This is a genomic window from Treponema sp. OMZ 788, from assembly GCF_024181245.1.
Classification (GTDB): domain Bacteria; phylum Spirochaetota; class Spirochaetia; order Treponematales; family Treponemataceae; genus Treponema_B.
The window spans coordinates 927,355-951,707 of the sequence record NZ_CP051199.1 but is presented as its reverse complement, the minus strand read 5'-3'; the positions used below and the strand labels follow the sequence as shown (position 1 = coordinate 951,707).

General features: G+C 39.1%; 23 protein-coding genes and 1 pseudogene. 10 read left to right on the top strand and 14 right to left on the bottom strand.

Annotated features, from left to right (window positions below; all coding sequences use genetic code 11):
* Nucleotides 1-4: 4 nt before the first annotated feature.
* The 5 genes and pseudogenes from E4O00_RS04505 to E4O00_RS04485 all read right to left on the bottom strand — a co-directional run bounded on the left by E4O00_RS04505 (nucleotide 5) and on the right by E4O00_RS04485 (nucleotide 5,776).
* On the bottom strand, nucleotides 5-937 hold the full coding sequence (locus E4O00_RS04505; protein WP_253678796.1) for an ABC transporter permease: 933 nt from the start codon (nucleotides 935-937) through the stop codon (nucleotides 5-7).
* 2 nt (nucleotides 938-939) lie between these two features.
* Nucleotides 940-2,046 carry an ABC transporter permease gene (locus tag E4O00_RS04500; protein ID WP_253678795.1) on the bottom strand — a complete coding sequence of 369 codons (1,107 nt, stop codon included), beginning with the start codon at nucleotides 2,044-2,046 and terminating at the stop codon, nucleotides 940-942.
* Nucleotides 2,039-3,563, bottom strand: a pseudogene (locus tag E4O00_RS04495) (ABC transporter ATP-binding protein). Before E4O00_RS04495 ends, E4O00_RS04500 begins: the two are co-directional and overlap by 8 nt.
* Nucleotides 3,564-3,642: 79 nt before the next feature.
* Nucleotides 3,643-4,716, bottom strand: coding sequence for a BMP family lipoprotein (locus E4O00_RS04490; RefSeq protein WP_253678794.1), 1,074 nt, complete (start codon nucleotides 4,714-4,716; stop codon nucleotides 3,643-3,645).
* A gap of 133 nt (nucleotides 4,717-4,849) precedes the next feature.
* The gene (locus E4O00_RS04485) at nucleotides 4,850-5,776 is read right to left on the bottom strand and encodes a ribonuclease Z (protein ID WP_253678793.1); all 927 of its coding nucleotides are present in this window, start codon (nucleotides 5,774-5,776) and stop codon (nucleotides 4,850-4,852) included.
* A gap of 107 nt (nucleotides 5,777-5,883) precedes the next feature.
* Here E4O00_RS04485 and E4O00_RS04480 point away from each other — a divergent pair, with 107 nt between their 5' ends.
* The gene (locus E4O00_RS04480) at nucleotides 5,884-6,075 is read left to right on the top strand and encodes a hypothetical protein (protein ID WP_253678792.1); all 192 of its coding nucleotides are present in this window, start codon (nucleotides 5,884-5,886) and stop codon (nucleotides 6,073-6,075) included.
* A gap of 79 nt (nucleotides 6,076-6,154) precedes the next feature.
* Here E4O00_RS04480 and E4O00_RS04475 read toward each other — a convergent pair whose 3' ends face one another.
* A complete protein-coding gene (locus tag E4O00_RS04475) occupies nucleotides 6,155-6,862 on the bottom strand; it encodes a hypothetical protein (protein ID WP_253678791.1) in 708 nt (235 codons plus the stop codon).
* Between the two features lie 284 nt (nucleotides 6,863-7,146).
* On the opposite strand from E4O00_RS04475, the gene E4O00_RS04470 reads away from it, so the two are divergent.
* Nucleotides 7,147-8,112 carry a restriction endonuclease gene (locus E4O00_RS04470; RefSeq protein WP_253678790.1) on the top strand — a complete coding sequence of 322 codons (966 nt, stop codon included), beginning with the start codon at nucleotides 7,147-7,149 and terminating at the stop codon, nucleotides 8,110-8,112.
* A gap of 353 nt (nucleotides 8,113-8,465) precedes the next feature.
* On the opposite strand, the gene E4O00_RS04465 is transcribed toward E4O00_RS04470, so the two are convergent.
* The gene (locus E4O00_RS04465) at nucleotides 8,466-9,293 is read right to left on the bottom strand and encodes a leucine-rich repeat domain-containing protein (RefSeq protein WP_253678789.1); all 828 of its coding nucleotides are present in this window, start codon (nucleotides 9,291-9,293) and stop codon (nucleotides 8,466-8,468) included.
* Nucleotides 9,294-9,412: 119 nt separating this feature from the next.
* Nucleotides 9,413-9,805 carry a type II toxin-antitoxin system HicB family antitoxin gene (locus E4O00_RS04460; protein ID WP_253678788.1) on the bottom strand — a complete coding sequence of 131 codons (393 nt, stop codon included), beginning with the start codon at nucleotides 9,803-9,805 and terminating at the stop codon, nucleotides 9,413-9,415.
* Between the two features lie 150 nt (nucleotides 9,806-9,955).
* On the opposite strand from E4O00_RS04460, the gene E4O00_RS04455 reads away from it, so the two are divergent.
* The 6 genes from E4O00_RS04455 to selB all read left to right on the top strand — a co-directional run bounded on the left by E4O00_RS04455 (nucleotide 9,956) and on the right by selB (nucleotide 14,531).
* Nucleotides 9,956-10,147, top strand: coding sequence for a hypothetical protein (locus E4O00_RS04455; RefSeq protein WP_253678787.1), 192 nt, complete (start codon nucleotides 9,956-9,958; stop codon nucleotides 10,145-10,147).
* 131 nt (nucleotides 10,148-10,278) lie between these two features.
* A complete protein-coding gene (locus tag E4O00_RS04450) occupies nucleotides 10,279-10,461 on the top strand; it encodes a type II toxin-antitoxin system HicA family toxin (RefSeq protein ID WP_253678786.1) in 183 nt (60 codons plus the stop codon).
* Nucleotides 10,461-10,862, top strand: a complete 402-nt coding sequence (locus E4O00_RS04445; RefSeq protein WP_253678785.1) for a type II toxin-antitoxin system HicB family antitoxin — start codon at nucleotides 10,461-10,463, stop codon at nucleotides 10,860-10,862. The genes E4O00_RS04450 and E4O00_RS04445 overlap by 1 nt, the downstream gene beginning before the upstream one ends.
* Before the next feature lie 445 nt (nucleotides 10,863-11,307).
* Nucleotides 11,308-11,913 carry a hypothetical protein gene (locus tag E4O00_RS04440; RefSeq protein ID WP_253678784.1) on the top strand — a complete coding sequence of 202 codons (606 nt, stop codon included), beginning with the start codon at nucleotides 11,308-11,310 and terminating at the stop codon, nucleotides 11,911-11,913.
* Nucleotides 11,914-12,099: 186 nt separating this feature from the next.
* Nucleotides 12,100-12,687, top strand: coding sequence for a hypothetical protein (locus tag E4O00_RS04435; RefSeq protein WP_253678783.1), 588 nt, complete (start codon nucleotides 12,100-12,102; stop codon nucleotides 12,685-12,687).
* A gap of 71 nt (nucleotides 12,688-12,758) precedes the next feature.
* Nucleotides 12,759-14,531, top strand: a complete 1,773-nt coding sequence (gene selB, locus E4O00_RS04430; RefSeq protein ID WP_253678782.1) for a selenocysteine-specific translation elongation factor — start codon at nucleotides 12,759-12,761, stop codon at nucleotides 14,529-14,531.
* Between the two features lie 40 nt (nucleotides 14,532-14,571).
* Here selB and E4O00_RS04425 read toward each other — a convergent pair whose 3' ends face one another.
* Nucleotides 14,572-16,221, bottom strand: a complete 1,650-nt coding sequence (locus E4O00_RS04425; protein WP_253679637.1) for a Na/Pi cotransporter family protein — start codon at nucleotides 16,219-16,221, stop codon at nucleotides 14,572-14,574.
* A gap of 115 nt (nucleotides 16,222-16,336) precedes the next feature.
* A complete protein-coding gene (locus tag E4O00_RS04420) occupies nucleotides 16,337-17,593 on the bottom strand; it encodes a cation:proton antiporter (RefSeq protein ID WP_253678781.1) in 1,257 nt (418 codons plus the stop codon).
* A 171-nt stretch (nucleotides 17,594-17,764) separates the two neighbouring features.
* Between E4O00_RS04420 and E4O00_RS04415 the strand changes: the two genes are divergently transcribed.
* Both E4O00_RS04415 and E4O00_RS04410 read left to right on the top strand, forming a co-directional pair.
* On the top strand, nucleotides 17,765-18,976 hold the full coding sequence (locus tag E4O00_RS04415) for a S1C family serine protease (RefSeq protein WP_253678780.1): 1,212 nt from the start codon (nucleotides 17,765-17,767) through the stop codon (nucleotides 18,974-18,976).
* Between the two features lie 6 nt (nucleotides 18,977-18,982).
* Nucleotides 18,983-19,870, top strand: coding sequence for a hypothetical protein (locus tag E4O00_RS04410; RefSeq protein ID WP_253678779.1), 888 nt, complete (start codon nucleotides 18,983-18,985; stop codon nucleotides 19,868-19,870).
* On the opposite strand, the gene E4O00_RS04405 is transcribed toward E4O00_RS04410, so the two are convergent.
* The 4 genes from E4O00_RS04405 to E4O00_RS04390 are packed head-to-tail and all read right to left on the bottom strand — an operon-like array spanning nucleotide 19,860 to nucleotide 24,352.
* Nucleotides 19,860-20,459 (bottom strand): RlmE family RNA methyltransferase, encoded by a 600-nt coding sequence (locus tag E4O00_RS04405; RefSeq protein ID WP_253678778.1) that lies wholly within the window; start codon nucleotides 20,457-20,459, stop codon nucleotides 19,860-19,862. The genes E4O00_RS04410 and E4O00_RS04405 overlap by 11 nt on opposite strands.
* Nucleotides 20,446-21,867 carry a sigma-54-dependent transcriptional regulator gene (locus tag E4O00_RS04400; RefSeq protein WP_253678777.1) on the bottom strand — a complete coding sequence of 474 codons (1,422 nt, stop codon included), beginning with the start codon at nucleotides 21,865-21,867 and terminating at the stop codon, nucleotides 20,446-20,448. Before E4O00_RS04400 ends, E4O00_RS04405 begins: the two co-directional genes overlap by 14 nt.
* Nucleotides 21,864-23,066 (bottom strand): two-component system sensor histidine kinase NtrB, encoded by a 1,203-nt coding sequence (locus E4O00_RS04395; protein ID WP_371922713.1) that lies wholly within the window; start codon nucleotides 23,064-23,066, stop codon nucleotides 21,864-21,866. Before E4O00_RS04395 ends, E4O00_RS04400 begins: the two co-directional genes overlap by 4 nt.
* Nucleotides 23,063-24,352, bottom strand: coding sequence for a hypothetical protein (locus tag E4O00_RS04390; protein ID WP_253678775.1), 1,290 nt, complete (start codon nucleotides 24,350-24,352; stop codon nucleotides 23,063-23,065). Before E4O00_RS04390 ends, E4O00_RS04395 begins: the two co-directional genes overlap by 4 nt.
* Between the last annotated feature and the right edge of the window lies 1 nt (nucleotide 24,353).

The following is a 24,353-nucleotide window of genomic DNA, read 5'->3' as shown; positions in this document are numbered from 1 at the left end:
AGGCTTAATAAGGCTGTCCGTCAGCCTTGGGTGCTGCAGAATTTTTGCTGAAAAGCACAAGAGCTATCAGGGTTACCGCATAGGGGAAAATCTTAAGCCAAATCGGCGGTATAAGGCTTAAAGACGGAATCACCTGAGAGACGTTTGCGACAGTTCTGGCAAAACCGAAAAAGAATGTTGCACCCAAAATACCCAAGGGCTTCCATTGTCCGAAGATTAAAGCTGCAAGGGCTAAAAAGCCGAGGCCGTCAACACTTCCGTTAAATTCTCCGGAATAGGTTACAAGGATAACGGCTCCGCCTAAACCTGCCAAGGCCCCGCTCGCACATACGGCAAAGTAGCGCATCCTATGAACATTTACACCTGCACTGGCTACAGCCGAAGGATGCTCTCCGCAGGCCCTAAGCCTCAAACCGAACGAAGTCTTATACAATAAAAACCAGGAAAAAACCAAGATAGCCAAAACCAGCCAAGTGCTCCAATAGCTTTGAGAAAAGAATAAGGGGCCTAAAACGGGAATGTTTGCAAGCCCCGGAATATCTTTTCGGATTATACTGCTTACTCGGACATTTCCTGAACCTAAGATGGCCCTTGCGGTATATACTGTAAGGGCTGCAGCCAGCATATTTATGGCAGTACCGCTTATAATCTGATCTGCTTTTAAGGTAATTGAGGCAAAGGCATGTAAAAGGGAGTATAAGATTCCCATAATTACGGCAGCTAAAAGCCCTATGGGAATAAGAAACCCTGCGGGCACTAAGCCTTCCAAAAGATTTATGGTAATAGCTGCGGCAAAACTGCCTACAAGCATGAGGCCTTCAAGCCCTAAATTGACTACCCCGCTCCTTTCGCTATAAAGACCGCCTAAGGAAGTTACTAAAAGAGGAATCGTATATGCTATAACATAGGGAAATATCGAAGTTAAAGTATGCCACATAATTAGTCAGCCTCCTTGACCGTTTTTTTCTTATATTTTTGTAATTTAGACCAAAAGCGCTTTAACAATAAACTTGTAGCCGTAAAATAAATGATTACGGCAATTATGGTATCTGCTATTTCCGGCGGAACGGTTGTATTAGCACTCATAAAGCCCTTCCCTACATGGAGCACACCGAAAAAGAGGGAGCTCAAGGCAACGCCTACCGAATTTCCGGCTCCTAAAAGAGCGACGGCTATGCCGTCAAAGCCCTGCGAGGGTAAAACGCCTATCTGCATATTTAAGGAATAACCTGCATAGTAGGTTAAGCCTGCAAGCCCCGAAAGAGCACCTGCTATCATCATCGAAAAGATAATGTTTCTATTTACCTTTATACCTGCATATTCGGCACCGCTCTTATTATAACCCGCAGCCTTTAACTCAAAGCCCAGGGTTGTCTTGTCCAATATTATTTTTACAAGAATCATTCCTAAAACACCTAGGAATATCCCGTAGTTTATATACTCGCTTCCGAAGATTTTACTCAGCCATTCCGCCCTCAAGGTATGCTCTACGGCAATGGAGCGGCTTTCGGTTTCTATAAACTCTGCCTTTAGATAACCTTGAACCGAATAATAAACTATCCAATAAGCTATCCAGTTCATCATTATGGTAGAAACTACCTCATGCACATTAAATACGGCCTTTAAAAGCCCTGGAAGAGCCGCCCAAACGGCACCTCCTATCATAGCGGCTATTATTAAAACAAGCAATAAAAGAGGACGAGGCATTGAGCTGTTTAGGGCTATAACTGTAGCACAAAGGCCTCCGATCAGCATCTGGCCTGAAGCACCTATATTAAAAAGCCCCGTTTTAAAGGCAAAACTTACAGAAAGACCTACAAATAGAAGAATTGTAGCTGTTGCAAGAGTATTTCCGATCCGTTCTATATTCATAAGCCCGCCCCGGAAAAGATAGGAAAATGCCGAAAAAGGGTTTGTACCCAATACGGCTATAAAAACGGCTCCCGCAATAAGGCCGAGCAAAACAGCCGAAAAACTGATAATAAAATTGTTTTCGGCTACGTTAAAGTCTTTAAAATTAAGGCTTTTTATTTTAAGCTTACTCATTCTTTCCTCCCATACCTGCCATCATAAGCCCGACCTCTTCTGCAGTAGTCTCTTCAGGGCGTACAATTCCGCTTAAAGCCCCCCTGTGCATGACGGCTATCCTGTCGGAAAGGTTAAAGATTTCGTCAAGCTCAAAGGAAATTAAAAGAACAGCCCTTCCGTTATCCCTGTGTTTTACCAGCTCCTTATGGATGGACTCTATAGCCCCGACATCAAGCCCCCGTGTGGGGTTGACGGCTATTAAAAGAGGAGGATCAAGGGTTATTTCCCTGCCCAAAATCGCCTTTTGCTGATTGCCTCCGCTCAAATCTCCCGCCTTGGATTCTATACCGGAACCTGAGCGGACATCAAAGGCTTCGCTGACCTTTTGAGCAAAGGAGTTTATTTTCTCCATATTTAAAAAAGCCGTGTTTTTGAAAATCTTTTGTGTAATAGGATTTTATGACCATGTTTTCGGCAATAGAGTACTGCAAAACAAGGCCGTGCTTTTGTCTGTCTTCAGGTACATGACCCAGGCCCGATTCGGCTCTTTTTCTTATAGAAAGGTTTGTAATATCTTTTCCTTCCAAAACTATGCTGCCCGATTCGGAAGGCATGAGCCCTGAAAGGGCATAGACCAGTTCGCTTTGACCATTGCCGTCTACACCGGCTATACCTACGATTTCTCCGGCTTTGACATCCAAGGAAAAATTGCTTACGGCAGGAAGTTTTTTTTCTTTTAATACGTTTAAGTTCTTGATTTCGAGAATCGGAGCACCCGGATTTGAAGGGCCTTTCGGAACCTTAAAGTCTACAGGCCGGCCTACCATTTTGGAGGCAAGCTCGTTTTTGGTTGTAGAAGCCACATCGACAACATCTATGAGTTTTCCGCGTCTTATAATCGTGCACTTGTCGGCCGCATCCAAAATTTCCTGCAATTTATGGGTGATAAGGATTATGGCCTTGCCTTCTGAGGCGAGGTTACGCATAATCTGCATAAGTTCGCTTATTTCCTGAGGAGTCAAAACTGCCGTGGGCTCATCGAAGATGAGAATGTCTGCATTCCTGTAAAGCATTTTTAGGATTTCAACCCTTTGCTGCATACCTACAGTTATATTGCTTATAACGGCATCGGGTTCAATAAAAAGGCCGTATTTATCGCTTAATTCTTTTATGCGTTTTTCGGCTTCTTTCCGGTTTAGAATAAAACCGCCTTCTTTACCTAAAATAATGTTTTCGGTAACGGTAAAATTATGGATGAGTTTAAAATGCTGATGCACCATTCCGATACCTAGATCATTAGCATCGTTGGGGCTGTTTATTTTTACCTTCTTCCCCTTCACAAAGATTTCTCCCCTGTCGGCATGATAAAGCCCGAAGAGGATACTCATAAGGGTAGACTTACCCGCTCCGTTTTCTCCCAAAATTGCATGAATCTCTCCGCGTTTTACGCGTAGAGTTATGTCATCATTTGCCACAATTCCGGGAAATTCCTTACGGATATTTCTCATTTCAATCACATAATCAGAATGGGACAATTTGAACTCCTCAAAAAATAAGAAACAGCCCATTCCTCCCGTTTTGAATAACAGGAAAAATGGGCTTTAAGATAGTTGTTTATTTAAAAAGGTCTCCTCGAGTTGCACTTACTACAATCTCGCCCTTTTTGATTTTTTGGTAAATGTCGTTTACCGTCTGCTGTACACTCTCAGAAAGGTTGGGGTTTTTGGCAGGAATTCCTACTCCGTTTTCCTTTGCAGAGAACAATAATGAGCGGCCGCCTGTGAACGATCCGTTTAATTCTTCCTTGATCATATCGTAGGAAGCCTTATCAAGATACTTCATGGCAGATGTAAGAATTACTGAAGATCCGCCGCTTATAATGCCTTCTGCATATTGGTCAACATCAACACCTACAACCCAAACTTTTTTTCCGGCCTGAGTTCTGGTTTTAGCCTCGTTGATAACGCCTACACCTACACCTCCGGCTGCGGCATGAATTACGGTAACGCCCCTGTCATACATAGATGCGGCGATCTGCTGACCTGCAGCAATGTCGGAAAAGCCGCCCTGATATATAAAGTTTTCAGGGTAAATCTCAATTTTGGTGCCGAGCTTTTCGTTTGCATACTTAATGCCCTGCTGCCATCCCCAGTTAAACTTTTGTACTGCGGGAATTTCCATACCGCCGATAAAACCGAAGTTTCCGGTCTTTTGCTGCAAGGCTGCTGCAACACCGGCCAAGAAACCGGCTTCATTTTCTAAAAAGCTGATACCGATTGTATTGGGCCCGTTTTGTGGATCCCAAGAATCTGCAGGATGAGCATTTCCGTCTATTATTACAAATTTAGCATCTTTGTATTTGGACTGGGCCTTAAAAACGGCAGTCTCAAATTTAAAACCGGGACAAATGATGAATTTATAACCTGAATCATAGAGGTTAGATATTTCTTTGATATAATCTGCCTCAGTTGTTCCGACGGGTTTTAGATACTTTACCTTTACACCAAGCTCTTTTTCGGCCTTTTTAATGCCTTCCCATGTTCCCTGGTTAAAGGATTTATCGTCTATAGTTCCGGCATCCGTAACCATACCAACCATTAAAACTTTTTTTCCTTCTTCCTTACTGCAAGAAGCAAATAAGGAAAAAATCAGAAGGAAACCGATAAAAATTTTAACAATATTCTTCATAAAAACTCCTTTTTGCATGTTAAAAGCTGAAATTAAACCTTTTTAATAATCGGCCTTTAACTAACAAAGCAAGTAAATTATACACTGTTTTTAGATTTATGTCAAATTGTAAGAAGCGATATTAGGCCGAGCTTTAATATTCATATTCCAATTGAATATTCATTCTGTCCTTTGAAAGAATAGTGTTTGGGAAGACCTCTCGGGCATGATCCAAAAGAACCTTAAGCTCGTTATCGGTGTAACGCGGACTGTAGTGGATTAGAGCCATCTTTTTAACCTCGGCATCCTTAGCGATTTGGGCAGCCTGAGTGCAGGTCATGTGTTTTTTTTCGGCAGCATCTTTTTCCATGCCTTTTTCAAACATACCCTCACATACAAAAAAGTCGGAATGCCTTACTTCTTGAGCAATGGAAGGCAGGTACTTTGTATCGGTGACAAAGCTGAATTTTCTGCCCTTTCTTTTAGGCCCCATAACATCTTCGGGCCGGATAGTTTTTCCGTCGGCAGAGACTACATCATGTCCTCCTTGGAGCTTGGACCAAAGAGGCCCGCAAGGAACATTTAAAGCCTTTGCAGCTTCGGGATTAAATTCTCCAGGCCTCTCAAACTCTTCAAAGGTGTATCCCATGCATGGCTTTGTATGATCCAGCCAAAAGGAACGCACTTGAAATTCATCGGTAGAATAAACAACGCCCGGCTCCCTTATTTCCTTTACAATAATATCGTAATTGATATACATATCCAAAACCTTCCGGCTGGTTTCCACATATTCGGCAACCTTTGGAGGGCCTATTATGTAAAGAGGCTCTTCCCTGTCAACCTGAGACGAAAGCATGAGGAGCCCGGGAAGGCCGGTTATATGGTCGGCATGGGTGTGGCTTATAAAAATCGCATTGATTCTTTTCCAGCGCAAATTGAGGCGGCGCAAGGCAACCTGAGTACCCTCCCCGCAATCGAATAAAAACAAATCGCCCTCACGGCGAAGTAAAACCGATGTTAAATGTCTATATGGAAGCGGCATCATCCCGCCGCAGCCTAAAATAAAAGCTTCAAGATTCATTGGAAACCGATTATAAGCGATTTTTTACAAAAAAAGCAAGGCGGGGAAATATGCTTATATTAATAAATATGATTGACAAAATAATCAGTATCATAATATAATAAAATATGGTAAAAGAGGTTTCAAAAACAGATAATATTTCAATCAATCAGTTCATAACGGCTGCAATAGGCGAAAAGTTGACTGCATTACAAACCGAAAACTATCTTGAAGACAGGGCAAAAAAAGGCTCCAAAGAAAAGTTTTTAGCAGTTTTAAATAAAGCTCCCGATATTGAGCCGGAAGAATATGATATGTAATTAATTGTTTTTCTACACCCCAACCTGCAATTTTGCTTTTTTCGCGTTAGAAACAATAACTTCAACATCCATAATTCACTCACTTATCACAAAAAATTAATATAACTTTAATTTTTTCAGATGTAAAAACATCAGGCATTTCTGTGCAGCCAGCCAATAAACAATCAGCATCTTCAGCCATGTATTCGCCAAATGCTTCACAAATTTGCTCATAATCATGAATTCCATCTTCAAAATCTTTATCTTTTGTCATTGCAGAAATCATACATCTGTTGCATTTAGCTGAATTATTTTTAAACAAATAATTTATTTTCGTTTTTAGTACATTAATTAGATTCTGTATAGTGTCTGCTTCTACAGAAATGACTTGTATTTTAGTATCAGGCCGATATTTTATGTCATGCAGACTCACAGTCATGTCGTTACCTATTTCTATTGAAATACAAAACTGTATGAGGTTTTCAAAATCAAAATCCGTAGCGGAATCCAGATGAAGATCAAACTTGCTTGTTAAGTTTTTAAATGAAGAATAAACTTTATCATCCGTATAATCAATTACCTCATCAAGACTTTTAATACAACCGATTATACAAGTTTCAAAACCATTACTTCTGTATTTGTCTATCAACTGCTCTACACTATTATGTGTCTGATTATTGTAACAGAAATACATAATTACGAAATCGAGGTTTTCATATTCATATGAAAATTCTATTTCAGCAATAAAAATGTCACCTTCATTCTTCCTTGTAATCTTATATCCCGATTCTTGATCTTTCTGATTCATAATTTGCATCTCCATGATACCGTTATATTTTATCAGAATACTCAATATTAATCTACTATCTCACAGAAATCAATTTTTTAACATGTTTTTAATAAAAGGCTATCCATGAGAGCTATCTTATTTAAACTATATTTATGTTGACACCTATCTGAGTTTCTGATATAGTAAAAAAGGGTCAGAATGAATATTAGGTAGACAAGCTAGCACTTGCAGAATGTTTTGTTTAAACCAACCTAATAATTTTTGACCAAAATAAAATTTTCTATAATTATAGAGGAAAAAAAATGACAATATGGGCATTTGCAAAAATTGATGATACAGAAGCGAGAAAAGCAGTATACGAATCAATCAAAAACGGAAAAAGTAGATTTGGATGGTCTTCTAATGATAAAGATAATTTAAAGAAACACTGGAATGGAAAACACGCTTTCTTATTAAGTATTAAACCAGGAGATTGGATCGTACATGTTAATATGCCAAAATGGGGAATTTGTGTTGCAGCAAAGGTAGTAGGAGAATATGATTTTGATGATGGAGTAAAATGTAGTCGTGGAAATAATTTTAGACATAATATACCTATAGATGTTGAGACAATTGTTGAATTTAATAGGAGATCCGTGGAGATATTGCCGACAGTGAACTTAAATCCTCGACAGAGATATCAAAGAGTATATGCTGTTGCTGATTTTTTGCAATCGATAGAAAATATTAAAACGAATGCTGTTCAAAATAAAAAAACAGAAGATGAAACAAAAGGAATATTTTTCTTAAAAGAAAAAAGTAATGATATTTTAAAAAAAATAACAACTCTTATTCACGAAAATCATAAAGGGAAAAATCTTGAAAGATATTTTGCAAGAGTATTTAGGCAAATACCAAATGTAGTAGATGTAAATGAAAATGGCTTTGGCTGGAAAACAGATTATGGTGCAGATTTAATTGTAACAACCAGCACAACAATATCAAATATTCAGTTTGAAAATAAAATTGTTGTGCAAATAAAATCATATACTGGCGCACATTATGATTTAAAAGCTGTGAAACAAATTGAAACAGCAATAGAAAAATTTGATGCATCTGCAGGAATTATTATCACAACCGCAACAAGAACAAAAGAACTTGAAAAAAAAGTTGAAGAAGCATCTCAGAACATTGATAAACCAATTGAATTAATTGCCGGTGAGGATGTTGCAAAGTTTGTTATTAAATATGACAAAGAACAAAGTCTGATATTTGACTTAAATTATTAAAAGCCTAATACCTATTTCAACACCAGCAAACTGGAGTACCCCATTTGTAAGTTAAGCAGCTGTTAGGTAAACACACTAATCATTTACAGAGATACTTATGCAAAATTTACCTATAACATTTATTTCGAATGAAAAATAAATTTATAAGAGGCCAAAGTATGGCAAAAAAATTGTTTATTATGAGGTTATAAATTCTTATAAAGGAATTCTAAAAGAGACAAGATTTTAAGTAACTAAAGATTCTTCAAAGCATATTGATGCTTGTATAAAAGAAGGTCTTGTTGAAGAAACAGGAGTTTCTACAAACGAAATCAATCTATAAGTGCTTAATTCTCTGTGAGCTGATCCTAATTTTATCCACAAACTTGTGCAACCGTAATCTGCTCATCCCGTATACTGCTGCTCTTTTTCAGCAATGCTTTTACTGCATCGGTTTTCACGGTAAAATGCACATCGGCATTTACATTTTCAAAAGCACTGTCTTCGATATTCATTAAAATGACAGAGTCGATTATTACCGTTTTTAGCTTACTACAGTCTAAAAATGCACTCTCGCCAATCTCAGTAACAGTATTAGGAATCACAACATCGGTTAAATTGGAACAGGCGGAAAATCCCAACGAGGGAATCTCAGTAACACCGTCAGCTATAATAACAGACTTCAAACCACTTGCTGCAGCTATCAGTTTTTTCTTATCTTTTGTATAAATAATATTCTTCTCACTACAATAAACAGGATTTTCACTATCAACACTAAGATGCGTTAAACGAGTGCAGTCGAAAAATCCCCATCCGCCAATATCGGTAACACTACCGGGTATAACAATATGCTCCAAACCGGCAGCCGCAGCTATCAGTTTTTTCTTATCTTTTGTATAAATAATATTCTTCTCACTACAATAGACAGGATTTTCAATATCAACAATAAGCTTTGTTAAACGAGTACAGCCGTAAAATGCAGACTTAGCGATTACAGTAATACTATTAGGTATTCTAACACTTGTTAAACCTGTGCAGCAGTAAAATGCTCTCCTACCAATCTCAGTAACACTATCCGGCAGCACAAGACTACCTATGAGCTTATTGGAATCAGTTACTCTTGTTAACATCCCGTCCGTTATTTCCAGCAGCTGCAAATTTACTTTCTCTTCTGCTGTGAGCAGTGTTTTTATCTGTTTCATACTATAAGACACCTTGTACAGCGGTATGTACACCGCTTAAAATAAATATTTTATTATTGTACATCATTTCCTATATATTTACTACCCGTTCGTAAAGTTAGCTGTATTACATTCTCTTGCTACACCCCAACCTGTAATTTTGCTTTAAGGGCATTTTGCAATTCTTGCGAAAAATTAAGGTTTGCATTTTCGGCCTTGTAGTTTAACCATGCCGGAATGGTAACCGTCTTTTTCACCGATTTTTCTGAAAATTGCCTGCGCCATTTATCCGTATCGGCTATAACATAGTTTACAAATCCGTCTTTTATTTTTACGTCCGATATATTACTGGCTTTTGGTATTGCTTGATTGTTATCTTCATAATGGGCAAGCATCATAGCTATGGCATCCTCTGCCATTTCTATAGCTTCAGTTACTGTGTCTCCGAATGTAAAGCAGCCGGAAATATCGGGAACTCTTACCCCTATTTTTCCGTCATCATTTTCAAAAATAACAGGATATGTATATTTCATTTTTGCCTGCAAGGGCATTATAGCACGTATTAACACGTATTGTCAATCGTTTTTTGTGGAGTTTATCTTGTTGGCTAAATTGCAAAAAATATGCAGGTATTAAACAAAGTAGATTGACAAAGAAATAAGCATCATATATGATACCATACAATGGTAAAAGAAGTTTCCAAATTCGATAACATTTCAATCAATCAGTTTATAACGGCTGCAATAGGCGAAAAGTTGACTGCATTACAAACCGAAAACTATCTTGAAGACAGGGCAAAAAAAGGCTCCAAAGAAAAGTTTTTAGCAGTTTTAAATAAAGCTCCCGATATTGAGCCGGAAGAATATGATATGTAATTGCGGGTGCTTAATTTAATTTTAATGGGTTATTTTTTATTTAGATTTCTAAACTCTAATCTTAATTTCGAAACATAAAAAACTTATTCTCATATCTTGACAATACAACTTATATATTGTATTATTTAAATATGACAGGTAAAGAAATAACCAAAATATTAAAGAAAAATGGATGGACTATTGATAGAATAAAAGGGTCACATCATATCTTCATTAAAGACGACAAAACTATTCCTGTGCCTGTTCATGGAAACAAAGACTTACCTATAGGTACCGTAAAAAATATTTTCCGCCTTGCCGGAATTAAGGAGTGATGATGAAATACTACTGTACATTAAAAAAAGAAGACGGAGTTTATTATGTTGCTTTTCCTGATCTGCCGCATGTATTTACCTTTGGCAATACAAAAAAAGAAGCCTTAGAAATGGCGGAAGAAGCATTAAACGGAGTTTTAGAAAGTGAAATATCACGAGGAATAAAAATAGACCTTCCCAATTTTGTTTCAAAATATGCAGTTGAAGTTGAGCCTAATATTGCATTTGCTATTATGCTGCGTAAAAACCGAGGAAATAAAACACAAATTGAAGTAGCCGATAAACTAAATATATCATATCAGCAATATCAGAATTTAGAGAACCCTAAAAAAACAAATCCGACTCTAAAAACAATAGCAAAATTGCAAAAAATATTTGACTATAAATTTATAAATTTTTAAGATATAAAAAACTTCCCCTCAAAATTCTCAAATTCAATGCTTGACAAATCACACTTTATACACTAGTATTATGCCTATGGTAAAACTAATTATAAACGGCTTGCAATTTAATTTTTCTCAAAATTCAAATTTAGTTGTTAAAAGAGAAGAGAAAAATGTTAGCCAAAGTTTACCCCCCCCCACTTTCTCCATTAGTTCTAATATCTCTAATCGGTAGAGTTTTAGTTTTATTCTACTTAAAAGAATTCTGTCTAAAGAATAGTGTTTTTATATCTTTAAATAGATTTCCTAATTATCAAAATGTTTCTTCACGAATAAATAATAAGTCGGCTAAAATATGTTTGATTGACCTGCCTTTAAATAGACTGGTAATGGAACCGATCGGCATTTTAGATAAAAATTCAATTGCAATGGAAAGGGATATTGCAAAAAGGAAGGATTAAATATGAAAAAAATATTGATAGTTTTTTTCTGTATTATGTTGATTTCTGTAAATATTTTTGCAGAAACTAATGATTTATCAACCGGAAACGGTAACGGAGGAAAGAACAAGATAGGAGCTTGGCTGGGATTTCCTTTTATGGGTTTATCTTACTCACATGAATTTAATGATTTGATGGAGTTGGATTTACTTGTAGGAGTAACAGGACTTTTTCCTCTAAGCCAAAAGTTAAATTTTAGAACAGGACTTCTTTTTACTGTATGGGAACCTGTAATCAAAGGGCAAAAATGTCCTCTTACAATAGGACCTGCTCTTGATGTTCACAGTAACAATGGATTAATTTACCGTAAGGAGGGATACCCTAGAGGATTTTTCTCAGCCGGAGTTCAAGTATTATGCCCTGTACGTTGGGAAATAAATTTCCAAAGAGCACCTTCATTTAACTTATTTATTGAAGCTGCTCCTTCTGTAGGATTCACTTACTATTTTAAAGATATGGATAATACACAAAATGCATTACTACAAAAATGGATAAACAATAGAATGGCTATTGAATTGATACCTCACATAGGACTTGGACTTAGATACCGCATTCCAAATAAAAAATAAAAGTAACCATCTAAGCATATTTTTAAGTTCCATAAAAATATGCTGAACAGTTTATAAATCTATTACGCAGCTTACCTAAATTTATTCTATACCCCAACTTGCAGTTTTGCTTTAAGGTAGTTTTATCTGATGATTGACAAATCAAAGTTTATCAACTAATATAGGTCTATCAAGGAGTGTTGAAAGATGAAAAAATTATTAGCTGTTTTTTTCTGTACATTTTTGATTTCCTCAACTATTTTTGCTGAATCCGATTTATCGGGAAACGGTAATGGAGGAAAGGACAAAATTGGAGCATGGCTTGGCCTACCTTTTATAGGCTTATCATATTCACATGAAATTAATAATTTTATGGAATTTGATTTACTGATAGGCTCAACCGGAACGCCGTTTTTTGCCAGAATTGTAAATATACGCAGCGGACTTCTTTTTACTGTATGGGAGCCGGTAATTAAAGGCCAAAACTGTCCCCTTACAATTGGACCGGCTATTGATATTAACAGTTGGATGACAGTCTATATGCCTGCCAGTATTGGGATTTCATTATTATGCCCAATAAGGTGGGAAGTAAATTTTGAAAAAGTACCTGCATTTAATTTATTTATTGAAGCAGCCCCGGCTATAGGTTTTAGTTATTATTTCGGCGATAGGAATCACAGCTTTGCCCTAAACAATGAATCAAAATGGTTTAACAAAAAAATAAATGATCAAATGTCCATAAACTGGATACCGCATATAGGGCTCGGACTTCGATATCGTATTCAGAATAACTAAACCTCTTCCCCTAATCGCCTAGTTATGATAAAATAAGCAGCCGATAAATATTTATTGACTTGGAGGGAATAATGCCGTATATTTTGGGAACAGCGGGACATGTGGATCATGGAAAAACAGCCTTGGTAAAAAGGCTTACAGGTATTGAAACGAGTCACTTACCTGAAGAAAAAAAACGGGGAATGACAATAGAGCTCGGCTTTGCTTCGCTTGAAGATCCCGTTCACGGCACTGTCGGCATAGTCGATGTTCCCGGCCATGAGCGTTTTATCCGCAACATGGTTGCAGGTACTTGGGGTCTGGATGCGGCTCTTTTAATAGTGGCCGCAGATGACGGCTGGATGCAGATGTCCTCCGATCATTTGCGTGTACTAAAGGCCATGAAGATAGACTCCATCCTTCTTGTAATCACAAAATCGGACCTTGCCGAAAAGGACATGCTTGAGCTTCTTATCGAGGATGCCAATGCCCAATGCGAAAAAATAATCGGAAAGACGCTTCCTGCCGTTGCAGTATCTTCTCTTACCGGAAGCGGAATCGAAGAACTCAAAGCCGAAATTACAAAACTTCTTTCTTCATCAAAAAAGCAAACTCCCCCTACCCCCTTTTTATATGTCGACAGGGTCTTCATCCTTAAAGGTATCGGAACCACAGTTACGGGAACATTAAGAGGGAAGGGATTGCACACCGGAGACAGTTTACAAATCTATCCTTCAAACGAAGAGTGTAGAATTAAGTCGATTCAAAACCATCATAAGGATGTAGAAAAAATAGAGCCCGGCACAAGGACAGCCCTCAACTTAAAGCTGGGCGAAAAAACAAATCTTGAAAGAGGAATGCTCTTAGCCCAAAAAGATTCAAACTTTATTTTAAGCGGAAAGGAACTTTTGGTACGCATCGATGAGGTCTTTACAAACAAGGAGGGCGGCTTAAAAAATCACGCCGAAATCGAGATAGCCCTCGGAAGCGCCCATGCAATAGGCAGCATTCACTTAAACCAATTCGACAAGAGCTTGGGCCGCCTTTCTTTGAATGAACCCATAGCCTCAGCTTGGAATCAAAGGGCGGTTTTAATCAGGCACGGCGGAAGCGAAATTATAGCCTCGGTCAGGGTGCTCGCAAGTTTTCCGTCCTATAAAAGAATGCAGTTTAAGGAAGCCTTTGAGGTTTACAGGGATAAGGAGCTTCCTTCGATACACAGCTATCAGTTTAACATCGAGGGCTTTGTAGAAGATCCTAAGATCAAAACCGAGGAGCTTACCTCGGATAAGAGCGAGGTCGCAGAATACGGCTCTTGGCGTTTTCTAAAAAAACGGCTTGAGTTTTGGGAAAAGAAAATTTTAAAAACTGCTCAAGAAAGTCAGGCGGGCTTTACCCTAGAAGAAGTAGATTTACCTATTCCTCAAAAGGTAAAAACAATAGTCTTTAAAAAACTTTGCGATGAAAGGAAGATCGAAAAAGAAGCCCACATCTATAAATTAAGCGGAAGAACGGGAGATGACCTTTCTAAAAATGCTAAGGACCTTTTGGATGCAGCCTTTAAGGCAGGCTTTGAGGGCATCGAAATCGACAAGATAAAAATTCCTCAAGCCAGAAAAGAAGCCCGCGATCTTATAAAGCTGGGTAAGCTCATCTGCCTTGAAAACTTTTTACACTACCATACCGATTTTTACAAAAAGACAGTAAACTCTCTACTTGCAAAATACAAGCCGGGCGATAAATTTTCGATAGCCGATGCACGGGATGTTACAGGACTTTCACGCAAATACATTCTACCAATTCTTAACCTTCTCGAAAAAGAAGGCAAGTTAAAAAGACAGGAAAACGACAGAATCGTATTGTAAGCCAAGCCCTATATATAAAAGCTCGGCTCGGTTTAAAGCTCTACTCGGTTTCGGCAAGGGCTCGCGAAATACTAAAGGCGTAGTCTCCGATTTTTTCCAGGTTGCGTACCATATCGATATACAAAAGCTCGGCCTTTACGTTTGCACCCTTTTCCAAGCGGGTACGGGCAAGGTGTTTTAAGTTTTGCCTCATGGCATCAATCGATTCTTCCATTTCGTGAGCCATGGCCAGCTGTTCTGCAGCAAGGGGCTTATTTAAGTGTTCATGAACAAAGTGAATAAACTGATTTACAATTCCCATATAAGGTAAAAGTTTATCCATATCGTCCTGACTTATAGGCATCTTTAATTCTATACTTCGGTTGATAAAAAGCCCCAGCTCAAAAATCTGATCGGTCATATTTTCTATATCGTCTACAATGCCCAGCATAAGGCGCACGTTCTTCCTGTTTTTTTCGGACAAAGAAAGCTGAGAAGTTTTAATAAGATACAATGAAAGCTCTTCCTGCATCTGATCGGTATAATCTTCCTTTTCGGTTAACTGCCTTATCACAAACTCTCTTGAAACATCTTCTTCCTTACTTAAAATGGAACGCAATAGAGTAAACATTTCCCTAACTATATTCGACATTTTAAGAATTTCAACCTCGGCTCGAAGTACATAGGCCTCGGTATTTTCTTTCATACTTGGAGCCTGAAAGTGGAGAACATAGCGGGCAGGCTCCTCATCTTCCCTCGGTTTAATAAGCCAGCACACAAAGTTTGCTATTTGATTTACAAAGGGCAAGGCGACAAGAGTATTTATTACGTTAAAAAGAGTATGGAAAACAGCAATCTTTGTTGTAAGGCTGCTTCCCGGAAAGAGAAGTTCTACAAGAGCCAAAAAAGGAGTAAAAAGAATAAGGGCAAAAATACTTCCCGCAACATTGAATAAAACGTGAACAGCCGCGGCCCGCCGCGCATTTAGTTTTGTTCCTATCGAAGCCAAGACGGCATCTACGGTAGAGCCTACATTACTTCCCAAAACTACAGCCGCAGAAAATTCCCAGCCGACTACCCCTGTATGAGCCATCGTCAAAAGAACGGCAGTTGTGGCACTCGATGAGTGAAGAAAAACGGTAAGCACCAAACCGAGGATAACTCCGATTATGATACTTTGAATTCCTGTCTGCTTAAAAATCGAAAAAAGAGCTATCTGCTCGCCTGAAATATTCGGAACGGCAGAAGCCAAAAAATCCAAACCTGTAAAAAGGAGGCCGAAGCCCATAACGGCCTCGCCCAGATTGTCTTTTTTTAGCTTTTTAAAAAAGGTTAAAAAATAGCCTATTCCGAAGGCGGGAATTGCAATACTCGCTATCGAAAATTTAAAACCGATGAGCGAAACTATCCATGCCGTAACGGTCGTACCTATGTTTGCTCCGAAGATTACGCCTATAGCCTGTTGAAGACTCAGCATTCCTGCATTGACAAAGGAAACAGTCATAACTGTGGTAGCACCCGAGGATTGAACAATGCCGGTAACAACTATACCTGTCAAAACGGCTAAAAACCTGTTTCCGGTCATAAAATTGAGCGTACGGTGCAAACTCTCTCCGGCACTTTTTTGGATACCGTCGCTCATCATCTTCATTCCGTATAAAATTAAACCTAAACTTCCAAGCATTTGGAATACAAGAGAAACTACAGACATATCAAGGAGTATAACAAAAAGAATAAGAATTTTCAATCCATGCTTGACAAATAGGGGAATTTAAAAATAAGAAATCAAAACTGCAATTAGATCAAGGCGGATTGAAGTCAAGATGCTACACCTGATCTTTCATTGGAGGTTCAAAAGTCCTATCCGAAAATGCTTTTCCCAACAAAATAGGCACAATCATGGAGGAAACGATAATCAGCAAAATGACCGGTGCAAAGTATTCGGCTTTAACCATCCCTACCGCAAGTCCCTTTTGAGCTACGATGAGGGCTACTTCACCGCGCACCATCATTCCCAGCCCTATCTGGAGCGATTCCTTCCGCTTAAAGCCCAACGTCAATGCTGAACCGCCGCAGCCGATTATTTTGCTGATACAACCGACAAGCACAAAGGCTATCGAAAACCATAGTAAGCTCATATTCAGTCCGCTAAAGTCCGTTTTAAGTCCGATAGAGGTAAAAAAGATAGGACTAAAAAACATATACGAATTAATGTCTATTTTCTTTTCCATATAGGAAGCATCATTCAAGTTGCATAATACAACCCCTGCAACATAGGCACCGGTAATATCGGCAATACCGAAAAATCGTTCGGTACAATAGGCAAAAATCAACGCAACCCCTAGCCCGTAAATCGAAATACGGTGAGTATGAGGATGCCTCTTATCATACCATTTGAAGATTCGGTAAATCACATAGCCTACTACCAACGAAGCGGCAAAGAACGCTGCCGTTTTTATAATAAGTGCGAGGTAGTCGCCCTTACCGGAACTTGCACCGAGTACAACCGTTAATGCAATAATGCCTAAGACATCATCGATGATTGCAGCACTGATAATTGTTTGCCCGACTTCCGAATTTATCTTTCCCATCTCTTTCAATGCGGCAACGGTAATGCTCACCGAAGTCGCCGTTAAAATAGTCCCGATAAATAGGGCTTGATAAAATACGGGCGTTCCAAAACCGTCGAAACCCCAAAAGCCTAAGGCCATAGCCGTACCTAAAACCAATGGAACAATAACGCCGAAAGCAGCGATCACTGTGGATTTGATACCGGATGCAACAAGTGATTTTAAATTAGTACCCAATCCGGCAGAGAACATAATCAGGATAACGCCGATTTCCGACATATATCCGATAAACTGATTGGTTTCGGCATAGATAATATTCGGTTCGACTCCGCCGAAATTACGAAAAAAAGGCAGGTAGCGTAATAAAAGCCCTGCAACAATTTCACCCGCAACTTGCGGAATATTCAATTTTTTTACAAGAAGGCCGAGGTACTTTGCAACAATAACGATAATTCCAACGGAAAGGACAATTTGCAAAGCAATTTCGCCAATAGGTATTTTACCAGCAGACATAAACAGCTCCCATTTTTAGTCCATTATATCACAGTATCATTTATTCGTATAGTGCCGGATTTGCCTCACCTTAAATCTAATATAAAATAGACACTGTGAGATTTTACGTCCACGCTTGACAAATAGGGGGTATTTTTAATAGACTATAATTATAGGAGAATTTTAAGCATTATGAAACTTTATAGTAGAAGACAGACCCTCGTATTTTCGCTCATTGCAGCGGTTATTTTTGCAAGTGCCGGTTTTTATGCCGGAATTAAATTTAATTCAAATAAAGATTTTAAAGAAGTACAGGCTGAAACAATGCCTGAAAATCTTAATTTAACTGCACAAAAAAATGAATCGATAGCTATCAATACATCAGCAAATACGGATTACAGCCAAGCAGAGGCTCAAAATATTTATGTATACGCTTCCACCAACGAAAGCGTAGTAAACATTACAACCGAAACCATGGGGGTCAACTGGTTTTTTGAGCCCGTACCAGTTGAAGGCGGCTCAGGTTCAGGTTCAATAATAGATGAAAGCGGACTTGTTCTTACAAATACCCATGTTATAGCAAATGCTTCAAAGATATTTATTTCGCTCTATGACGGAAGCCAATATGAAGCTCAAGTTGTAGGTATGGATCCCGAAAACGATTTGGCGGTTTTAAAATTCGATCCGCCTAAGAACATCAAACTTACGGTCATAAAATTCGGAGACTCTGCCAATTTAAAAGTAGGCCAAAGAGTTTTAGCTATAGGAAACCCCTTCGGCTTGGAAAGAACTCTTACGGACGGAATAGTTTCGGCCCTAAAGCGCCCTATTCAAAACGACAAAAACATCATAATCAAAAACATGATTCAAACCGATACGGCTATCAATCCCGGAAATTCGGGCGGACCTCTTTTAGATACTCAGGGGAGAATGATAGGAATAAACACCATGATTTATTCCACATCGGGAAGCTCGGCAGGGGTCGGCTTTGCAGTTCCGGTAAATACGGCTAAAAGAGTTGTCGCAGATATTTTAAAATACGGAAAGGTTATCCGCGGTTCTATAGATGCCGAATTGGTTCAAGTATCGGGAAGACTTGCCTCTTACGCAAAGCTGCCTGTTGCTTACGGACTCCTTGTTTCCGAAGTCAAAAGAGGAAGCAATGCTGCAAAGGCCGATCTTCGCGGAGGAAATGAAGCCGTACGCTCAGGCATAGGAAGATACAGCTCGGTATTTTACATAGGAGGAGATATAATCGTCGAAATAGCAGGCCAAAAGATAAACAATATAACCGATTATTATTCGGTCTTGGAGGATAAAAAGCCGGGAGAAACCGTTGATATTAAGGTTATAAGAGGAAAAAAACTCATAGATCTGCGCTTAACCCTGTCGGAAAGAAATTAAGAGCCGATGATCGATTTTAAAAAACTTTTTAAAAAAATTTCATGGAAGTTTAAAGGAGTCTCGGTTTATGCCCTTGTCGGTGAAAGCGGAACGGGAAAGAGTTTTAGAGCAAAGCTCCTTGCCGAAAAATACGGCATTAAGCTCATCATCGATGACGGGCTTTTAATCTGTAACGATAAGATAATTGCAGGCCAATCGGCAAAGAGGGAAAAAACTTTTTTGGCTGCTGTCAAGGTAGCCTTGTTTGACGATAAAAAACACAGGGACGGTGCTGCAAAGGCTTTACAAACTCATAGCTTTAAAAAGATTTTAATATTGGGCACTTCGGAAAAGATGGTAAACAAGATTGCTGCCCGCCTTCAAATTCCTCAGCCTCAAAAAATAATAAAAATAGAAGATATTGCAAGCAGAGAAGAAATAGAGGCGGCAATGAGATCTAGGCGGGTTGAAGGTAAACATGTTATACCTGTTCCCTCAATCGAAGTACAGCGCACCTACCCCCAAATCTTTTACGACAAAATTCGCCTCTTTTTTAAAAATAAAAAAACACCCTTTGTAGGAACTGAACAATCAAGGCTCTTTGAAAAATCCGTAGTCCGCCCCGAGTTCTCAAAGGTCGGTACGGTTGAAATATCCGAATCGGCTTTAAGCCAGATGGTATTTCATTGCCTTGAAGAGTATGACAAAGAAATCGTCATAAAAAAACTAAGCATAAAAAAAGCAGAGGACGGATACCGCTTGGATTTGACTGTGGATATTCCCTTCGGAACCCAGCTTACGGGAAAGATACATCAGCTGCAAAAGTATATAATCGAGCACATAGAGAGGTACACAGGCATATTGATCTTGCAGATAAATATTATTATCGACAAGATTAGAGAACCTAACCCTTAAAATCCAAACCTATCAAGTAAGTTTCAAAACTTGAGCTGCGGCAGGCCTCGGGCTTAAAGGCCCTCGCCGTCTTAAAACATTTCCGCAAGTTGTTTAAGTGGATTTGCTGATCCCCTCCTTGGAATATCTTCACGACAAAAGAACCGCCTTGTTTAAGCTGTTCTTGGGCATAATAAATTGCAAGCTCTACCAGGCCTGAGGAGCGGGCTGTATCGACGGTCTTGTTTCCTGTGGTTGCAGGGGCAGCATCGCAGATGACTGCATCATAGGGCCCAAGCTCTTTTACCGATTTTATAATCCCCTTATCGAACATATCGCCTTGAAAAAAACTAAGACGCTCATCATAGACAGAAGAATCTAAAGGCTTTAAATCGACGGCAGTTACCCTTCCCTCCTTATTTAAAAAGCGTAAAACATAGACAGTCCAGCTTCCCGGAGCAGCACCCAAATCCAAGACCTTATCGCCTGGCGAAAAAAGATTGAATTTTTTGTTCATCTCTTCAAGCTTGTACACAGAGCGTGCAGGATAGTTTTCCGAAAAAGCTTTTTTTGACCAATAGTCCGGTTCGCTGTATTTATTTTTTGCCATTCGATTTTTCCTTTTTGGATTGAGCTTCTTTTTCTTCCAACATCTGAGCCGTATCTTCTGCAATTTCGGCCGCATATTCATCGAGTTTTCGATGGAGGGTTCTGCGTCCTATCCCCAAGATATCGGCAGTCTTGGACTTATTGTTGTTTTGGTTTGCAAGGGTTTGCAAAATAATTTGCTTTTCGGCTTCCGCCATATTTACACCCATGGGAATTCGGATTGAAGAAGCCTCGGCCTTTTCGCGCAAGGTTGCCGGTAAGTCGTCAAAATGAATTACATTATCCGAGCTCATTACAACGGCACTTTGAATACAGTTTTGAAGCTGCCTGATATTTCCCGGCCAGTCGTAATTATAAATAGCAGTTCTTGCACGAGGCTCCATAGAATCTATTTTTTTATCGTTCTCTTCGGCGAATTCTTTTATAAAGGCCGCAGCCAAAAGAGGAATGTCCTCTTTGCGTTCACGCAAGGGGGGGACATGAATATGCACAACATTCAATCTAAAGTAAAGGTCTTCCCTGAAATTTCCTTTTTTGATTTCTTCTACCAAGTCCCTGTTGGTGGCGGCAATTATCCTTGTATCGACACTAAGCGTTTCGGTTCCGCCTACCCTTTCAAACTTTTTTTCTTGAAGAACCCGCAAGAGCTTTACCTGTATCATTTGGTTGACCTCGCCTATCTCATCCAAAAAAAGAGTTCCGCCGTTTGCAATTTCAAAACGGCCTCGGGTACGCTGAACGGCTCCCGTAAAGGCTCCTTTTTCGTGACCGAAAAGCTCGGATTCCAAGAGGCTTTCGGCAAAGGAAGCACAGTGAACCTGCACAAAGGGCTTATCCTTCCGGCTTGAAAGATTGTGAATAGCCTGAGCGATCAGCTCTTTTCCTACTCCAGTTTCTCCGGTAATTAAAACGCTTGCCTTTGTGGGAGCAACTTTTTTTATATCCTCAAAAACTTTTTCCATGAGGGGACTCTTCCCTATGATGTTTTCAAAACTTTGCTTTGTTTCGATGTCATGTAAAAGAGCACGGTTTTGAAGAACAAGGGCACGGTTTTGTAAGGCTCTTTTTACCAAAAGAAAGAGGCGTTCCAAATCCAAGGGCTTTGTCAAAAAATCATAGGCCCCCAACCTCATGGCTTCAACGGCAGTCTCTACCGTGCCGTGACCGGTTAACACAATTACGGGAACTCCGGGAGTTTTTGAAATAACCTCACGGAGCACATCTTCGCCGCTAAGCTCGGGCATTTTTAAATCGGTAATTACAAGGTCGGCATCTTCTTTTAAAGCGAGCTCCAAGCCTCTTTTTCCATTGTCGGCCGTGATTACCTCATAACCCTCATCTTCCAAGGCAATAGCAAGACCTTCACGGATATTTTTTTCGTCATCTATAACTAAAACAGTAAATTTCATTTTATATCCTTTACCGAATCAAAATCGGAAGTTTTATCGGAAAGTAAAAGCATTGCACCCTTACGCTCTATCGGGAGAGAAAATTTAAAAGTTGTTCCCAAACCGTAATCGGAATAAACATTGATTTCGCCCCCATGTTCCTTTATAACCTTATAAGTCATGGTAAGCCCCAATCCTGTTCCGTCATGCTTTGTAGTAAAATAAGGCTCAAAGATTTTATGAAGATCCTCAGGCAGAATCCCTTGCCCAGAATCCGATATGCTGACAAGAAGAAGATCATTTTCGTTCTTTGTCGAAATATCCAAAAAACCTCCGTCCGGCATTGCGGATTTTGCGTTTGTCAGTACATTCATAAAGGCTTGCCGTAAAAACCTTTCATCACCTTGAATTTTAGGAAGCTCCTTTGAAAAGTTAAGCGAAATGGTTATGCCCTTATCGTTAAACTCGTCAAAAAAGGTATCGTACAAATTCTTTAAAAGAGCATTTACATCTACAGGAACAAATTCGAATTTTAAGGGACGCACAGCAAATAAAAAATCCACTACGATTTTATTGAGTCTTTCAATTTCTTCTTCGATAACGCCTATATGTTTTTGAGCCTTTTGGTTTATGGACAAATTGCAGACTGTAAAATTTTTCTTTAAAAGCTGTAAGTGGATACTGAGCGCTGCAAGCGGATTTTTAATTTCGTGAGCAACGGCGGCTGCAACATTTGTAAGGCTTGCAAGATTTTCAAGGCGGCGGTTTTTAATTTCTTCATTTCTTTTTTCGGTAATGTCCGCAATCATAATTATCGTGCCTTGGATTTTTTTTTCTTTTACCAAGGGAAGAACAGAAACTTCAATGTATTTATTTTTACCTTCGGGCAGGTCGGCCTTAAAATTAAACTCTTTTGAAGTTTGTCCGCTTTCATTTTCAATTACATAAGAAACAAAGTCCGCAATATCCTGAATCTTTATATGCTCCCATACGTTTTTCTCATGGCTCTCGCCAAGAGGAGTGCCTAAAATTCTTTCGGCGGCCCTATTCGATTTTATAATCTTATTTTCGGAATTCGCAACTATAACGCCGTCATTTAAAGAATCCATCACGGAGTCCAAAAGAGAATACTCGTTTGCAAGCAGCTTTACAAAGGTGCGGAGCTGGGCCTCATTCATGTTCGGGGATTTTTGTATTCCCCTTCTCATAAACTCTCTCATATAAGTTTTTCCTTAATACCTTCCGCCAAATTTTCCAAGGCAGCTTGAGGCGAGATATTAAAAATATCTACGGCAGTTTCGGCATTTTTTATCAAGGCCGTTATCTTAAAATAAGACTCAAGTTCCAAGGCGGAACATTCTTCATTTTTTAGGCCTTTCTGCAAAAAAAACAAAAGGCTGTTTAAAAACAAAACATAAATCGTATGAGGCTTACACTTATTTAAAATGTTTACAATATTCGACACCGTACAATTTGAATTGTCGTAATGATTTTCGTTTTTATAATTAGAGACCGAATTATAAAGAGCAGAGGGAAGAATTTTATTTTGCCTGTCTATGAGTAAAAAAATATACTCGTAAAATAAGGAAGCAGCATTTTGAATTGTCCTAAAACTTACCGGTAAAAAACCGTAAAGGTAAGAGCTTAAAAGATTAAATTTTCCGAAAGGTTCATGGGAAACCTCTCCCTTAAAAACCCTTCTTATAACTTCTTCTTGAGATTTTTCATCACGCTCTTTAAAATTATATGGCCTTACCCTCGATAAGATGGTCGGCATAATCGCTCCTCGATGAGCGGTAGTCAAAATAAATATTGCATATGAAGGCGGCTCTTCCAAAATTTTTAAAAAAGCATTTCTCGCTCCTTCCTGCATCTTATCGGCATTTTCGACAATCAAAACTTTTTTTATTCCCGAAGGCATCAGGCGCACCCATGATGAGGCTTTTCTAACCTGATTGATGGGAATCGTATCATACATACACTCGTCTTGAAGCTTTGTGCTTTTTAAAACAAGGCTTTCCGTAATTTTGCTCAAAGTTTTTTCATCCATGGTTTCGATAGGAACAGAGCATAGATCGGCTAAGAGTTCTTCAATCTCCGCAATGACGGGGGCGGCTTTAACAAAACGAGTTTCATCCGTATCCCAAAGACGGGGATCGAATCGGGAGGTAAGTTTTCTGATACTACGCAAAAACAAGTATCGGGAAGAAATAGTTTTTGTCTTTAACAAGGTTTCGCAGGCAGCCTTGATTTCGGGGCTGTGATCGCGTGCACCCAAAATAAGAACATCGGGAGAAATCATCTCTTTTTGCCTCAAGCATGAGGAACAGGTACAGGTCCAGTGCCCCGATTCGGTACATGAAACGGAGCGGGCAAGCTCAAGAGCCGCGGTCAGCTTCCCCGAACATTCAGGCCCCGAAAATAAAATCGAAGGCGGAAGTTTTTTTTGTTCTATATCTTGAATGAGCCTAAGCCCTGCTTCCTGATCTATCAGATTTTCAAACATC

Excerpts from the sequence above, each read along its gene's own strand:
- E4O00_RS04505 (WP_253678796.1), bottom strand. The coding sequence starts at position 937 with ATGTGGCATACTTTAACTTCGATATTTCCCTATGTTATAGCATATACG.
- E4O00_RS04500 (WP_253678795.1), bottom strand. The coding sequence starts at position 2,046 with ATGAGTAAGCTTAAAATAAAAAGCCTTAATTTTAAAGACTTTAACGTA.
- E4O00_RS04490 (WP_253678794.1), bottom strand. The coding sequence starts at position 4,716 with ATGAAGAATATTGTTAAAATTTTTATCGGTTTCCTTCTGATTTTTTCC.
- E4O00_RS04485 (WP_253678793.1), bottom strand. The coding sequence starts at position 5,776 with ATGAATCTTGAAGCTTTTATTTTAGGCTGCGGCGGGATGATGCCGCTT.
- E4O00_RS04480 (WP_253678792.1), top strand. The coding sequence starts at position 5,884 with ATGGTAAAAGAGGTTTCAAAAACAGATAATATTTCAATCAATCAGTTC.
- E4O00_RS04475 (WP_253678791.1), bottom strand. The coding sequence starts at position 6,862 with ATGAATCAGAAAGATCAAGAATCGGGATATAAGATTACAAGGAAGAAT.
- E4O00_RS04470 (WP_253678790.1), top strand. The coding sequence starts at position 7,147 with ATGACAATATGGGCATTTGCAAAAATTGATGATACAGAAGCGAGAAAA.
- E4O00_RS04465 (WP_253678789.1), bottom strand. The coding sequence starts at position 9,293 with ATGAAACAGATAAAAACACTGCTCACAGCAGAAGAGAAAGTAAATTTG.
- E4O00_RS04460 (WP_253678788.1), bottom strand. The coding sequence starts at position 9,805 with ATGAAATATACATATCCTGTTATTTTTGAAAATGATGACGGAAAAATA.
- E4O00_RS04455 (WP_253678787.1), top strand. The coding sequence starts at position 9,956 with ATGGTAAAAGAAGTTTCCAAATTCGATAACATTTCAATCAATCAGTTT.
- E4O00_RS04450 (WP_253678786.1), top strand. The coding sequence starts at position 10,279 with ATGACAGGTAAAGAAATAACCAAAATATTAAAGAAAAATGGATGGACT.
- E4O00_RS04445 (WP_253678785.1), top strand. The coding sequence starts at position 10,461 with ATGATGAAATACTACTGTACATTAAAAAAAGAAGACGGAGTTTATTAT.
- E4O00_RS04440 (WP_253678784.1), top strand. The coding sequence starts at position 11,308 with ATGAAAAAAATATTGATAGTTTTTTTCTGTATTATGTTGATTTCTGTA.
- E4O00_RS04435 (WP_253678783.1), top strand. The coding sequence starts at position 12,100 with ATGAAAAAATTATTAGCTGTTTTTTTCTGTACATTTTTGATTTCCTCA.
- selB (WP_253678782.1), top strand. The coding sequence starts at position 12,759 with ATGCCGTATATTTTGGGAACAGCGGGACATGTGGATCATGGAAAAACA.
- E4O00_RS04425 (WP_253679637.1), bottom strand. The coding sequence starts at position 16,221 with ATGTCTGTAGTTTCTCTTGTATTCCAAATGCTTGGAAGTTTAGGTTTA.
- E4O00_RS04420 (WP_253678781.1), bottom strand. The coding sequence starts at position 17,593 with ATGTCTGCTGGTAAAATACCTATTGGCGAAATTGCTTTGCAAATTGTC.
- E4O00_RS04415 (WP_253678780.1), top strand. The coding sequence starts at position 17,765 with ATGAAACTTTATAGTAGAAGACAGACCCTCGTATTTTCGCTCATTGCA.
- E4O00_RS04410 (WP_253678779.1), top strand. The coding sequence starts at position 18,983 with ATGATCGATTTTAAAAAACTTTTTAAAAAAATTTCATGGAAGTTTAAA.
- E4O00_RS04405 (WP_253678778.1), bottom strand. The coding sequence starts at position 20,459 with ATGGCAAAAAATAAATACAGCGAACCGGACTATTGGTCAAAAAAAGCT.
- E4O00_RS04400 (WP_253678777.1), bottom strand. The coding sequence starts at position 21,867 with ATGAAATTTACTGTTTTAGTTATAGATGACGAAAAAAATATCCGTGAA.
- E4O00_RS04395 (WP_371922713.1), bottom strand. The coding sequence starts at position 23,066 with ATGAGAGAGTTTATGAGAAGGGGAATACAAAAATCCCCGAACATGAAT.
- E4O00_RS04390 (WP_253678775.1), bottom strand. The coding sequence starts at position 24,352 with ATGTTTGAAAATCTGATAGATCAGGAAGCAGGGCTTAGGCTCATTCAA.